14 protein-coding genes, 1 tRNA gene and 1 pseudogene are annotated in these 13,312 nt (G+C 71.8%); 11 read left to right on the top strand and 5 right to left on the bottom strand.

What is annotated here, in order from left to right; all coding sequences use genetic code 11:
- Positions 1–603, top strand: a complete 603-nt coding sequence (locus tag VGK78_RS13135; RefSeq protein WP_331528100.1) for a MazG family protein — start codon at positions 1–3, stop codon at positions 601–603.
- Positions 604–729: 126 nt separating this feature from the next.
- Here the strand turns inward: VGK78_RS13135 and VGK78_RS13140 are convergent, their stop codons facing one another.
- Complete coding sequence (locus VGK78_RS13140) at positions 730–1,539, bottom strand: class I SAM-dependent methyltransferase (protein WP_331528101.1); 810 nt, start codon at positions 1,537–1,539, stop codon at positions 730–732.
- 31 nt (positions 1,540–1,570) lie between these two features.
- Positions 1,571–2,041 carry a hypothetical protein gene (locus tag VGK78_RS13145; RefSeq protein ID WP_331528102.1) on the bottom strand — a complete coding sequence of 157 codons (471 nt, stop codon included), beginning with the start codon at positions 2,039–2,041 and terminating at the stop codon, positions 1,571–1,573.
- Positions 2,042–2,148: 107 nt separating this feature from the next.
- Here VGK78_RS13145 and eno point away from each other — a divergent pair, with 107 nt between their 5' ends.
- From eno to VGK78_RS13175, 6 genes are all read left to right on the top strand, one after another.
- Positions 2,149–3,426 (top strand): phosphopyruvate hydratase, encoded by a 1,278-nt coding sequence (gene eno, locus VGK78_RS13150; protein WP_331528103.1) that lies wholly within the window; start codon positions 2,149–2,151, stop codon positions 3,424–3,426.
- Between the two features lie 113 nt (positions 3,427–3,539).
- Positions 3,540–3,995, top strand: coding sequence for an FtsB family cell division protein (locus VGK78_RS13155; RefSeq protein WP_331528104.1), 456 nt, complete (start codon positions 3,540–3,542; stop codon positions 3,993–3,995).
- A complete protein-coding gene (locus tag VGK78_RS13160) occupies positions 3,992–4,522 on the top strand; it encodes a DUF501 domain-containing protein (RefSeq protein ID WP_331528105.1) in 531 nt (176 codons plus the stop codon). The genes VGK78_RS13155 and VGK78_RS13160 overlap by 4 nt, the downstream gene beginning before the upstream one ends.
- Positions 4,515–5,423 (top strand): Ppx/GppA phosphatase family protein, encoded by a 909-nt coding sequence (locus tag VGK78_RS13165; RefSeq protein ID WP_331528106.1) that lies wholly within the window; start codon positions 4,515–4,517, stop codon positions 5,421–5,423. The genes VGK78_RS13160 and VGK78_RS13165 overlap by 8 nt, the downstream gene beginning before the upstream one ends.
- Positions 5,416–6,300: a uracil-DNA glycosylase gene (locus VGK78_RS13170; protein ID WP_331528107.1), complete on the top strand. Its 885-nt coding sequence runs from the start codon at positions 5,416–5,418 to the stop codon at positions 6,298–6,300. The genes VGK78_RS13165 and VGK78_RS13170 overlap by 8 nt, the downstream gene beginning before the upstream one ends.
- Before the next feature lie 80 nt (positions 6,301–6,380).
- Positions 6,381–6,454, top strand: a tRNA-Leu gene (locus VGK78_RS13175).
- A 114-nt stretch (positions 6,455–6,568) separates the two neighbouring features.
- On the opposite strand, the gene VGK78_RS13180 is transcribed toward VGK78_RS13175, so the two are convergent.
- Positions 6,569–7,351 carry an LLM class flavin-dependent oxidoreductase gene (locus tag VGK78_RS13180; protein WP_331528108.1) on the bottom strand — a complete coding sequence of 261 codons (783 nt, stop codon included), beginning with the start codon at positions 7,349–7,351 and terminating at the stop codon, positions 6,569–6,571.
- Positions 7,352–7,584: 233 nt separating this feature from the next.
- On the opposite strand from VGK78_RS13180, the gene VGK78_RS13185 reads away from it, so the two are divergent.
- Positions 7,585–8,457 carry a Bax inhibitor-1/YccA family protein gene (locus VGK78_RS13185; protein ID WP_331528109.1) on the top strand — a complete coding sequence of 291 codons (873 nt, stop codon included), beginning with the start codon at positions 7,585–7,587 and terminating at the stop codon, positions 8,455–8,457.
- Here VGK78_RS13185 and VGK78_RS13190 read toward each other — a convergent pair.
- Positions 8,444–9,460 (bottom strand): SGNH/GDSL hydrolase family protein, encoded by a 1,017-nt coding sequence (locus VGK78_RS13190; protein WP_331528110.1) that lies wholly within the window; start codon positions 9,458–9,460, stop codon positions 8,444–8,446. The two genes, VGK78_RS13185 and VGK78_RS13190, sit on opposite strands and share 14 nt — an antisense overlap.
- Before the next feature lie 411 nt (positions 9,461–9,871).
- On the opposite strand from VGK78_RS13190, the gene VGK78_RS13195 reads away from it, so the two are divergent.
- From VGK78_RS13195 to VGK78_RS13205, 3 genes are all read left to right on the top strand, one after another.
- Positions 9,872–11,272: a cystathionine beta-synthase gene (locus tag VGK78_RS13195; protein ID WP_331528111.1), complete on the top strand. Its 1,401-nt coding sequence runs from the start codon at positions 9,872–9,874 to the stop codon at positions 11,270–11,272.
- A 158-nt stretch (positions 11,273–11,430) separates the two neighbouring features.
- Complete coding sequence (locus VGK78_RS13200) at positions 11,431–12,153, top strand: hypothetical protein (RefSeq protein ID WP_331528112.1); 723 nt, start codon at positions 11,431–11,433, stop codon at positions 12,151–12,153.
- A 65-nt stretch (positions 12,154–12,218) separates the two neighbouring features.
- Entirely contained in the window at positions 12,219–12,881 is a 663-nt protein-coding gene (locus VGK78_RS13205) for a response regulator transcription factor (RefSeq protein ID WP_331528113.1), read from the top strand.
- A gap of 131 nt (positions 12,882–13,012) precedes the next feature.
- Here the strand turns inward: VGK78_RS13205 and VGK78_RS13210 are convergent.
- Positions 13,013–13,312, bottom strand: a pseudogene (locus tag VGK78_RS13210) (nucleoside/nucleotide kinase family protein); the annotation flags it as partial.

Below are 13,312 nucleotides of genomic sequence, written 5' to 3' on the forward strand. Positions count from 1 at the left end.
GTGAGCGACGGGCAGGCTCTCCTCGACTTCCTCGAGGACATGCGCCGGCTGCGGCGCGAGTGCCCCTGGAAGCGTGAGCAGACCCACCGGTCGCTCGCGCGCTACCTCCAGGAGGAGACGGCCGAGACCCTGGAGGCGATCGACACCGGCGACCTCTCGCACCTGCGCGAGGAGCTCGGAGACCTGCTGCTGCAGGTCTACTTCCACGCGGTGATCGCCGAGGAGACCGATGCGTTCACCATGGACGACGTCGCCACCGGGATTCGCTCCAAGATGCATCGCCGCAACCCCCACGTCTTCGGCTCGACCGGGCCGACCACGCTGACGGCCGCCGAGGTGGACGCCCAGTGGCAGGCGATCAAGGCGACCGAGAAGGCGAGGACATCGCCGTACGACGGCATCGCGCCCGGACTCTCCGCCCTGCTGCTGGCCACCAAGGTGCTGGAGCGCACCCCGTCCGCGGCTGCTGATCTGACTGAACCCACGGATGGGTCGGCCGACCTCGGCGACCGCCTCCTCGCCCTCGTGGCCGAGGCGACCTCGGCCGGGATCGACCCGGAGCAGGCCCTCCGCGACGCCCTCCGCCGCGCCGTCCAACGCTGACCCGGCTCTTGCCCACTCCCAGGAACGCTGACCCGGCTCTTGCCGACGTCAGCTTCACGCCGGGTTTGCGTCCTAGGGCGTGGCGAAGGGCCGGGTCGGCGTCCTGCAGCGTGGCGAAGAGCCGGGTCAGCGCAGGGCCAGGGTGTAGCGGATGCCGATGTCGAGGACGATCCGTCCGTCGGCATCTCGCGCCCCGTCGAGGATGGCGCGGGCGCGCTCCAGGATCTCCGGGTGCTGCGCCGGATCGGTGTCGGTCCACACCCGGCGCAGGGCCGTCGCCTGCGACCAGGTGTGCCACTGGTCGAGGTCGCGGAACGAGATCGGGAAGGTGCGCAGCACGGTCCGGACGTCCGCGAACCCGGCCTGGCGGAACAGGTCCTCGACACCGGCGTCGGTGTCGAACGGCGAGCCGCCGCGCTCCGCCGGGCCGGCGTACTCCTCCACCATCCCCAGCAGCTCGGCGAACCGGCCCACCCACGGCTGGAAGGTGGCGATCCCCGCGCGTCCACCCGGTCGGACCAGCCGGTGCCATGCGACGAGTCCCGCCACCGGATCGGGCAGGAAGAAGAGGACCAGCGAGGCCGCGACACCGTCGTACGCCGATCCCGGAGGACGAGGGTCGCTCGCGTCGCCCACGCCGACGCTGACGTTGGTCACTCCCCGGCGGTCCAGGTCCTCCCGCAGCAGCCGCACCATCGACGGCGCCATGTCGAGCGCGTCGAGGCCGCCGTCGGGGCCGACGGCTTCGGCGAGCGGCACGGTCAGCGCGCCGCGACCCGGTCCGAGCTCGAGGAACCGCTCGCCCGGCCGCGGGTCTAGCAGCTCGACCAGTCCACCGGCGATGGGCTTGAACCACGCGACCCCGGACTGGTCGTACTGGTCCGCGATCGTGTCGAACATCCCGGGCCAGGGGTTCTCGCCGGTCTCCACCGCCATCGGCCGAGTATGTCCGACCTTCGGTCCGGCGTCATCCCACCGGCGTGACCCTCTGGGAGGTCCTGAGCAGAGCGTTGCGTAGCGAGGCCGCCATCGCGTCGGCCTCGGCCGATGTGCACACGGCGCCGTGCACGAGCCGGTCGGCGAGGAACCGCGGGCCGCGCAGGTCGTCGGTCCGCGACCACGGCACCAGCCAGACGTGGAAGTGCGGGAAGGCGTCCATGGTCGCCCACTGGTAGACCCGGTCGCAGCCGGTGGTACGTCGTACCGCCGCGACGAGCCGTCCGAGGACGTCGACGTACGACCCTGCCTCGGTGTCGTCGAAGCCCGCCTGGTCGAGGACGTGCCGACGCGACTCGAGGACCACGGTGCCGACCGTCGCGAACGACGCGGGGGCGTGGCCGGCCCGCCACGTGCCGTCGTCGACCAGGAAGCCGCCCGGAGGCGGGTCGGTCCGGACGTCGTCGTCGCAGAACCAGCAGGTGGGGTCGGGTGCACTCATGGGTTCGAGCATGGTGAGGGGCCTGGCGTTCGGCTTGATCGCGATGGGGCTGCTCACCCCGCGGGTGCTGCGCGGGCAGACGACGACCCGCGGATAGTCTGGCCGGCATGGCGATCATCGAAGCTGTCGGCGGCCGCGAGATCCTCGACTCCCGGGGCAATCCGACGGTGGAGGTCGAGGTGCTGCTCGACGACGGCACCTACGCCCGGGCCGCGGTCCCGAGCGGTGCGTCGACGGGCGCCTTCGAGGCCGTCGAGCTGCGTGACGGCGAGCAGGCCTTCGGCGGCAAGGGCGTGCAGAAGGCCGTGTCCGCCGTGGTCCAGCAGATCGGCCCGGCCCTCGAGGGCATGGACGCCGACGACCAGCGCCTCGTCGACCAGACGATGCTCGACCTCGACGGCACTCCCAACAAGGCCAACCTCGGCGCGAACGCGATCCTCGGTGCCTCCCTCGCGGTCGCGAAGGCGGCCGCCGACTCCGCGGGCCTTCCGCTCTACCGCTACGTCGGGGGTCCCAACGCCCACCTGCTCCCCGTGCCGATGATGAACATCCTCAACGGCGGCTCCCACGCGGACTCCAACGTCGACATCCAGGAGTTCATGATCGCGCCGCTCGGTGCCGGCACCTTCCGCGAGGCGCTGCAGCACGGCGCGGAGGTCTACCACGCGCTCAAGTCGGTGCTGAAGCAGCGAGGGCTCGCGACCGGGCTCGGCGACGAGGGCGGATTCGCGCCCGACCTGCCCTCCAACCGCGACGCCCTCGACCTGATCGTCGCGGCCATCGGCTCGGCCGGGTTCACCGCCGGAGCCGACATCGCGCTCGCGGTCGACGTGGCGGCGTCGGAGTTCTTCGACAGCGGGTCCTACCGGTTCGAGGGCGACAAGAAGTCCTCGGCCGAGATGAGCTCCTACTATGGCGACCTGGTGTCGTCGTACCCGATCGTCTCGCTCGAGGATCCGCTCGACGAGGACGACTGGGACGGGTGGCGGACGATCACCGACGAGCTCGGTGAGCGTGTCCAGATCGTCGGCGACGACATCTTCGTGACCAACGTCGAGCGTCTGCAGCGTGGCATCGACGGCGGGCAGGCCAACGCGCTCCTGGTCAAGGTCAACCAGATCGGCTCGCTCACCGAGACCCTCGACGCGGTGGACCTCGCGCACCGCAACCGGTTCCGCTGCATGATGAGCCACCGCTCCGGCGAGACCGAGGACACGACCATCGCCGACCTCGCCGTCGCCACCAACTGCGGCCAGATCAAGACCGGCGCCCCCGCGCGGTCGGAGCGGGTCGCCAAGTACAACCAGCTGCTCCGGATCGAGGAGGAGCTCGACGACGCCGCCCGGTACGCCGGTGCCCGGGCCTTCCCGCGCTACGGCGCCTGATCCAGCCGATGAAGCAGCCGCGACGCGCACCCACGGGCCGCCCGGGCTCCCGCCCCGGCGGCCCGCGTCAACGCGCGCGGTCCCGCCCGGCGGCCCCGACGCCGGGCGCCGCCGTGCCCGAGCAGCGACGCTCGCGGTTCACCGGCCGGGCCATGGTGCTCGTGCTGGTGCTGTCCGTGCTCACCATCTCCTACGCGTCGTCGCTGAAGGCCTACTTCCAGCAGCACAGCCAGATCACGCAGCTGCGCAGCCAGATCGCGTCCAGCCAGAGCAGCATCGATCGGCTCGAGAGCGAGAAGGCCAGGTGGCAGGACCCGGCGTACGTGCGCGAGCAGGCCCGCGCCCGGTTCGGCTACCTGATGCCCGGTCAGACGTCGTACGTCGTGATCGGCGAGGACGGCAAGCCGCTTGCCGCGCAGTCGACCCTGTCGGATCCGCGTACGTCGGCCACGTCGACGCCGACCGCCTGGTGGACCACCGAGTGGAGATCGGTGCAGCTCGCCGGCGACCCGCCCGCGGCGAAGCCGGCGCAGAAGCCGCTGAAGTACCTCGGCGGCACGAACAGGTGACCCGACGGGTCGCCCAGGCCGACCTGGCCGCGGTCGAGGCCCAGCTCGGGCGGCCGTCACGCGGGACACACGCCATCGGTCACCGCTGTCCGTGCTCGCTCCCGGACGTGGTCGTGACCGAGCCGCGGCTTCCCGACGGGACCCCGTTCCCCACGACGTACTACCTGACCTGCCCGCGGTCGACCTCGCTGATCGGCACGCTCGAGGGCTCCGGGCTGATGCGGGAGATGGAGTCGCGGCTCGGCGACGACGCCGAGCTGGCCGCGGCGTACCGAGCCGCCCACGAGGCCTACCTCGCCGATCGCGCGGCCCTGGGCGACGTCCCCGAGATCGCCGGGGTCTCCGCGGGTGGGATGCCCGACCGGGTCAAGTGCCTGCACGTGCTCGCCGCCCACGCGCTCGCCGCCGGGGCGGGGGTCAACCCGTTCGGCGACGAGGTGCTCGAGCGGCTGGGTGCGTGGTGGGCGGACGGGCCGTGCGTCGATGTCCCCGCAGATGTCTGCGCCGATCTCCCCGCCGATGTCTGAGCGGATCGCCGCGATCGACTGCGGCACGAACTCCATCAAGATCCTGATCGGCGAGCTGCCGCACGTGCTGGTGCGGGAGTCGCGGATGGTGCGGCTCGGCCAGTCGGTGGACACGACCGGCGTTCTCGGGGAGGAGGCGCTGGCTCGGACGTTCGCCGCGATCGACGAGTACGCCGCGCTGGTCGAGCAGTACGCCGTGACCCGGATACGTTTCTGCGCGACGTCGGCCACCCGCGACGCACGCAACGCCCAGGTGTTCACCGACGGGGTGCGCCAACGCCTCGGCATCACCCCGGAGGTGCTGACCGGCGAGCAGGAAGCCGCGCTCGTGTTCGAGGGCGCGGTCGGTCACCTGCGGAGCCCGATCGACGAGCCGATCCTGGTGGTCGACATCGGAGGCGGGTCGACCGAGCTCGTGCTCGGCAGCGGTTCTCCGGACTCCGCCGTGTCGATGGACATCGGGTCGGTGCGTCTCCACGAGCGACACCTGCACGACGACCCGCCCACGGCCGAGCAGGTCACGGCCTGCCTGGCCGACATCGACCGGCACCTCGACGAGTGCCCGGTGCCGCTGGCGAAGGCACGGTCGGTGATCGGCACGTCCGGGACCATCAAGACCCTGGCCGCCGGCATGCTCGAGCTGCCCTCCTACGACCGCGACGCCATCGACGGAGCCGAGCTGGACGTGGCCGGCACAGCGGCGTACGTCGACCGGCTCGTCGCGATGACGGTCGCCGAACGTCGCGCGATCCCCACCATGCACCCGGGGCGTGCCGACGTCATCGACGCCGGGGCCCTGATCTGGTCGCGGGTGCTCGCCCGCTCCGGAGCCGGCGGCTATCGGGTGTCCGAGGCCGACATCCTCTACGGCATCGCCACCTCGCTGGTCCGCGATGAGTGAGGCGCTGCCCCATCCCTTGACCGGCACGCCGTACCCCAGTCCGGTGCCGCCGGGCACGGGCTGGCCCGACGACCCCGCGACGCCGGACACGCCGGTCGCGCGCACCGCGGCCGCCGTACGCCGGCTCGCCGGCACCGATGACCTGGCCGAGCTGGACGCCCGGGTCAGCGTGTGCTCGGCGTGCCCGCGGCTGGTGCGGTGGCGCGAGGACGTGGCTCGCGACAAGCGCGCGTCGTTCGCGGGCCAGCCCTACTGGGGCCGCCCGATCGCCGGGTGGGGCGCCCCGACCACCGGCCTCGGCGGACCCGGCGAGGAGGCGCGGCTGGTGATCGTCGGTCTGGCTCCTGCGGCCAACGGCGGCAACCGGACCGGTCGGGTCTTCACCGGCGACTCGTCCGGGGACTGGCTCTTCGCCAGCCTGCACCGGGTCGGGCTGGCCACGCAGGCGACCAGCGTCCACGCCGGCGACGGCCAGCGGCTGGTCAACGCGCGGATGGTGGCGACCGTCCGGTGCGCACCACCCGCGAACAGGCCCACGGTCACCGAGCGTGACACCTGCATGCCCTGGATCAACCGTGAGCTACAGCTGCTCGCGCCGACGCTGCGGGTCGTGGTCGCTCTCGGCGCCTACGGGTGGGACGGGGCCCTGCGGGCCCTGGCCGGCGCGGGCTACGCCGTACCCCGACCGCGGCCTCGGTTCGGCCACGGTGTCCAGGTGATCGTGGCCCGCGAGGGCCACAGGGAGGAGCGGCCGGTCACGCTGCTGGGCTGCTACCACCCTTCCCAACACAACACCTTCACCGGCCGCCTCACCCCCGCGATGCTGGACCAGATCTTCGGCACCGCCCGCGCCCTCGCCGGCATCCCCACCCCCTGACCCCTGCGACAATGCGACGTCATGCGGACGTCATACGGACGGAGCCTTCTAGGGCTCGGTTCGTATCACGTCCCGGCACGGCCCCTGTATCCCAACCGGTAGAGGAAGCCGCCTTAAAAGCGGTTCAGTCTGGGTTCGACCCCCAGCGGGGGCACCGCGGCTGCGCGACCCGGCCGGCCCTGGTGACCGCTCGCGCTCGAAAACAGCCGACCCGGCGCCCGGGAGCGGTGGGGTGGGATCGGTTCCGTTCGGGGAAAGCGATCCCTGCTCACCGCCGGGTGTCGTCGGGCGGGGCTGAGACCAGTCCCTCGATCTCGTCGAGCCAGCCCTCCTCGTGCGGCCAGGTCGACCGCACCAGCCAGGTGGCGCCGGCTGCGGCGTACTCCTCCGCCGACGTGCCGTGGGGCCACTGGACGACGAGGTCCCAGTCGTCGTGCGGGTGGGGGCCGACGTACGCCGTGAGCGCGTCGGGGGTCAGGAACGGGTCGGCGATCGGCACGTAGCCGTCCCACCGGCGGGCGCGCTCGAGCGGCTTGGCGTTGGGAGCCCGGCCGGCGATCCAGATCGGGATGCGCGGCTGCACCGGCCCGGGCCGCATGGTCGCCTCGGCGCGGTGGTGCTCGCCGTGGTGGGAGACCGACCCGGTCAGCAGCCCCGCGACCACGTCGAGCGCCTCGTCGGTGATCGCCGCACGCACGGCGTACGACGGCTCGTCGCCGAAGTCGGCGAAGTCGTAGCCCGGCGGATCGCCGAGACCCACCCCGAGGGTGACCCGGCCCCCGCTGAGGTGGTCGAGGGTGACCAGGTGCTTGGCCACGACTGCCGGCCGCCGCCGCGACAGCGGCGTCACCATCGTCCCGATCCGCATCCGCTCGGTGGCGGTCGCGACCGCACCCAGCAGCACCCAGGGGTCGTGGACCTCGGCCCGGTCGTCCCAGCGGAGGTGGTCCCACAGGAAGAACCCGTCCCAGCCGTTGGCCTCGGCGGACCGCGCCCACCGGAGCACCACGGCCGGATCGGTGAACGGCGGGATGCTCAGCGCGAAACGCATCCGGCGACGCTAACAGCGCCCGCCGACAAGCCCCATCCGCACCTGAACGGAGGCTGTGCTTCTGCTCCACACCCTCCGGTACGCCGTCACCAGTGGCTACGATCGTCCCGAGCCCGTCGGATCCGGCGGCGTGCCTGCTGAGGCTCACGCGCGCATCGGCGAGCTCCACCGATGCCGGTGCTGCGCGCGTGAGACTCAGGCCACCGGGCCGACCAATCAAGGGGAGAGACACCATGCAGAGCAACAATCCGGTCTTCCGGAACTCCGACGAGTTCAACGGACGGATGACCAACGCCTACGGCAACCAGGTCTACGGCGGTGGTGGTGCGGCGTACCAGGGCTACGGCTCCTCGACCTCGCCCGACCCCTCGACGTGGAGCGTCGGCACCCCGGGGACGCAGGCGCCGACGGCGCCGATGACCATCGACAGCGTCGTTCAGAAGACCGGCATCTCGCTGCTCGTTCTGCTGGTTACGGCGTTCGCCACATGGGTGATGACGCCCGCCATCAGCGAGTCGATGACCTCGAACGACGCCAGCAAGCTCTACGCCGCCATGGCGATCGGCGGCGGCGGCGCATTCGTGCTCTCGCTGGTCAACTCGTTCAAGCGGGTGATCAGCCCCGCTCTCGTGCTGGTCTTCTGCGCACTCGAGGGGGTCGCCCTCGGCGCCTTCAGCAAGTACGTCGACGCGGTCTACGGGGGTGGCAACGGCATCGTCCTCCAGGCTGTGATCGGTACCTTCGCCGCGTTCGCGGGCACGCTCGCGGCGTACAAATTCTTTGACATCAAGGTCGGCCAGAAGTTCCGGATGTTTGTCATCGCGGCTGTCTTCGCCATGGTGGGACTCAGCATCCTCGAGGTCTTCCTCACCATGTTCGGGGGCGGGCTGGGGGTCAACGGCTTTGGGGGAGTTGGCCTGCTCTTCGCCTGCATCGGGCTCGTGCTCGGCATCTTCATGCTGATCCTCGACTTCGACTTCGTCGAGAACGGCATCCGCGCCGGACTCCCGGAGCGTGAATCGTGGCGTGCGGCGTTCGGCCTGACCGTCAGCCTGGTCTGGATCTACACCAACCTGCTGCGGATCCTGGCGATCATGCGTCGCTGACCGCTTCCCGGTCGGCATCCGGGTCGTCGACGACCTCGTCAACGTCCGCCGGGGCCTCCGGGTCGGAGCTCAGCCGGGCACGCCGGCGCAGCTCGACCCAGAGGCCCTTCTTGTCCCCGAGCTCGGTGCCGGGCGTGCGGGCGGCGCGGACCGCGGCGGTGGCCACCGGCATCGTGCCTTCGCCGCGGGTAGGCCGTCGCGGCTCGTCGACGCCGAGGCCGAGCAGGTTCAGGGCGCTGGGCACCAGGACCTCGGCCACCGCGCGGTAGCCCTCGGCCGACGGGTGGAACTGGTCGGGCCCGAACAGCACCGCCGGGGCGGCCGCGAAGTCCGGCCCCAGGATGGAGCCGACGGAGACGGCGATGCCGCCCTCTTCGACCACCACGATGGCCTGGGCCGCGGCGAGGCGCCGCGACATCGACCGCGCCACCTGCTTGAGCGGCGGAGGGATCGGCTTGACCGAGCCGAGGTCCGGGCAGGTGCCGACCAGCACCTTCGCGCCGGCACCGACCAGTCGGCGTACGGACTCGGCGAGGTAGCGCACCGACTGCGACGGCTTGACCCGGTGGGTGACGTCGTTGGCGCCGATCAGGATGACGGCGAGGTCGGGGTCGCCCGGCAGCGCCCGGTCGATCTGACCGGCGAGGTCGGAGGACTGGGCGCCGACCTTCGCGTAGGTGCGCAGGTGGACCCGGCGGTCGGCCTGCTTGGCCAGGCCGCTGGCGAGGAACGCTCCGGGTGTCTCGACGATCCGCTCGACGCCGTAGCCGGCCGCGCTGGAGTCGCCGAGGAGGGCGACCTTGATGGCGGGACCGGGACGGCCGCGGCCGTACCACCCGGTCGAGTCGGGCGGCGGCTCGTCGCCGGCGTTGCCGATCATCCGCCGGGCGAGCACCGCCTCGCCGCGCAGCACGCCGTACAGCCCCATGCCCAGGACCGAGAGGCCCCCGCCCCCGAACGCCGCGGCGGAGGCCAGCCTGCGTGCCGCGGCGGCCTTCCCCATGGCGCCAACCTATCCAGCCCGGCCAGCGGGTGTCCGACGCACCCGGCAACACGTGACTCGGGTCACCGGCTGTCTTGGAACGATCCAAGGGCGCAGTTCATTGAACCCAGGAGTGTCCGCCAACACGAGCAGAAGGGAGACCGCGATGACCGCGTTCACCAAGGCCCTGCTGGGCCGCGTCAACGCCTACACGCTGTGGGCCTTCAACCCCCAGCGCGAGCTGACCACCCGCTACGACCGCGCCGCCTGAGCGCGCGGGGGCCGGGGTCGGTTCATCACGCTGGGTAGCCGAAGCCGCACAGGGCCGGTGGAGCTCACCTGGCCAGGCGAGGGCTCACCCACTCAGCGTGATGAACCGTCCCGGCCTCGCAGATTCAGGACGCCCGCCCGTGCGCGGCTATCTTGACCGGCATGGAGTACGCCGAGTCGTTGCTCGACCTGGTCGGGAACACCCCGTTGGTCCGGCTGGAGAAGACCCTGGACCTCGACGGCGACGCCGGCCGCGCGGGACCGCTGGTGCTGGCGAAGGTCGAGTACCTCAACCCGGGGGGCTCGGTGAAGGACCGGATCGCCTCCCGGATGATCGAGGCGGCCGAGGCCTCCGGTGAGCTCCGGCCCGGCGGCACCATCGTCGAGCCCACCTCCGGCAACACCGGCGTGGGGTTGGCGATGGTGGCCCAGGCCAAGGGCTACCGGTGCGTCTTCGTGTGTCCGGACAAGGTCAGCGAGGACAAGCGCAACGTGCTCAAGGCCTACGGCGCGGAGGTCGTCGTCTGCCCGACCGCGGTCGCGCCCGAGCACCCGGACTCCTACTACAACGTCTCCGACCGGCTCGCCGCCGAGCCGGGAGCCTGGAAGCCCGACCAGTACTCCAACCCGAACAACCCGCGCTCGCACTACGAGACCACCGGACCCGAGATCTGGAAGCAGACCGAGGGCCGGGTCACCCACTTCGTCTGCGGGATGGGCACCGGGGGCACGATCAGCGGCGTCGGCCGTTATCTCAAGGAGCAGAACCCGCAGGTCCAGATCGTCGGCGCCGACCCGTCCGGCTCGGTGTACTCCGGCGGCTCCGGCCGGCCGTACCTGGTCGAGGGCGTGGGGGAGGACTTCTGGCCCGAGACCTACGACCGCGGGGTCGCCGACCGGGTCATCGAGGTCTCCGACGCCGACTCGTTCGCCTTCACCCGCCGCCTCGCTCGTGAGGAGGCGATGCTGGTCGGCGGCTCGGCCGGGATGGCGGCGTACGCCGCACGGCAGGTCGCCCGCGAGCTGGCCGGCACCCCGGAGGGCGAGAACGCCGTGATCGTCGTGCTGCTGCCGGACTCCGGGCGCGGCTACCTCACCAAGGTCTTCAACGACGAGTGGCTGGCGCAGTACGGCTTCGCGACCGACTCGGCGGCCACCGAGCAGACCGTCGGCGAGGTGCTGCGGGGCAAGTCCGGGCGGCTGCCCGACCTGGTCCACACCCATCCCGCCGAGACCATCGCCGAGGCCGTGGCGATCCTCCAGGAGTACGGCGTCTCCCAGATGCCCGTCGTACGCGCGGAGCCGCCGATCGTCGCCGCCGAGGTCGCGGGGTCGGTCTCGGAGCGCACCCTGCTCGAGGCGCTCTTCACCGGCGCCGCCCACCTGGCCGACCGGGTCGAGGACCACATGTCCCCGCCCCTGCCCACGATCGGCTCGGCCGAGTCCGCGCGCGCCGCGGTGGCGATGCTCGAGGACGCCGACGCCGTGCTGGTCCACGAGGACGGCAAGCCGGTCGGCGTCCTCACCCGCCAGGACCTCCTCGCCTTCCTCGCCGGCTCCTGATCCCGGGCGCCCCTTCTCACGCGCCGAGCACCAACTGGCCTACAGACGGCACCTCGGTCGGCTCGGCACTGCCGTCTGTGGGCCAGTTTGTTTGGTCCTGAGGGCGGACGGGGGTCACCGATGTCGAGCTGATCGAGCCGCGCGGCAGGATGGCGCTCATGAGCGAGACGGCGATCGAGGCACTGGACGTGGCCCGCGCGGCGTACGAGAAGGCGACCGAGGCGCTGCGGATGGCCGAGGCCGCCGCACGGAGCTCGGGCGTCGAGGTGGCGCCGACGGTCGTGGACGAGCTGACGGTGAAACGGATCAACGTCGTCGAGGACGACGGAACGCTTCGGGTCGTCCTCGGCAACTCGACCATGGGCCGAACCGCGCCGATGCGGGGGCGACTCGTGCAGCACCCGGGCCGCAACGAGACCGCCGGGCTCCTGTTCGTCAACGACGAGGGCACCGAGTGCGGCGCCCTGACCTTCGCGGGCTTCCGGAGTGACTCGGGCAAGGAGCAGATCGGCTTCCTGACCTTCGACGACTACGAGCAGAACGAGGGCTTCCGCTTCGGGATGCACCAGGAGGGCTCGGTGGTGCAGCGGTGGCTGGAGTTCGCCGACCTGCCCGACTGGTCCCTGGTGGACATGATCGAGGAGATGGAGGGCCTCGACGACGAGGCTGCGCAGGAGGTGCAGGAGCGCCACCTCGCGGGTCACAGCGGCTTGGGCGCCTCCCGGATGCGCCTCGCCCGTGAGTCCGACGGGTCGGTCCGGCTGGTCCTCCGCGACGCCCGCGGCCAGGACCGGCTGCGCTTCGTCGTACCCGCCGACGGGGAGCCTCGCGTCGAGATCCTGGACGTCGACGGCGTGCCGAGATCGCTGCTGCCGGACTGAACGAATTTGCTGGGGGTGAGGGGTTCTCCCCACACGCCGTCACCCGCCTTGCTAGAACTGGTGCCATGGGCGACAGCTCCTCGGGGATCCGCGTGTTCCTGCTCGACGACCACGAGGTCGTGCGGCACGGCCTGCGCGCGCTGCTGGAGTCGGCCGGCGACATCGTCGTGGTCGGCGAGTCGGGGCTGGCCGCGGAGGCCACCGCGCGCATCCCCGCGCTGCACGCCGACGTGGCGGTGCTCGACGCGCGGCTCCCGGACGGGTCGGGGATCGAGGTGTGCCGCGCGGTCCGCGCTGTCGACCCCGACGTACGCGCCTTGATCCTGACGTCGTACGACGACGACGAGGCGTTGTTCGCCGCGATCATGGCCGGCGCGTCCGGCTACGTGCTGAAGGAGATCGCCGGCCACGACCTCGTCGGGGCCGTCCGCCAGGTGGCCGCGGGGAACTCGCTGATCGACCCCGTGCTGACCGCCCGGGTCCTCGACCGGGTTCGCAACGGACCGGCGACCGTCCCCGAGCTCTCCGACCTCACCGAGCAGGAGCTCAAGCTGCTCGGCCTGATCGCCGAGGGTCTGACCAACCGCCAGATCGGTGAGCGCATGTTCCTCGCCGAGAAGACCGTCAAGAACTACGTCTCGAGCATCCTGTCCAAGCTGGGCCTCGAGCGGCGTACTCAGGCCGCCGTGCTCGCCTCCAAGCTGCTGGGTGGCGAGACCGCGCCGTGAGTACGACGACGTGATGCGTCGGTGCAGACCGCCGATGCTGGACGTCCCGCACGACCCCATGCCCGTCCGAAGCCCCAGGCGACCCGGGTCCCGGGCCGGACGGAGGGACCGGGGCCGGGTCTTCTCCGTTTCTAGGCCACGATTACGCGGTCGGCACCCGCTCGGCTCGCTGTCACCAGCGCGGCGTTCGCGTCGTCCACGCGCGCGACCCAGGCCTGCGCCTCGGCGGGCGACTTGCCGAACTCGACATGCCGCTCGATGAGCCGGCGACGGCGCACGTCGTCGGGGCACTCCAGGAACCACACCTCGTCGAGCTGGTCACGGACCGCACGCCACTCCGGGCGGTCGACCAGAAGGTAGTTGCCCTCGGTGACCACCAGCTCCACCTCGGGACCCACCCCGATCGCGCCGGCCATCGGCTGCTCGAGCAC

It is taken from the genome of Nocardioides sp. (genome assembly GCF_036503465.1).
Classification (GTDB): Bacteria; Actinomycetota; Actinomycetes; order Propionibacteriales; family Nocardioidaceae; genus Nocardioides.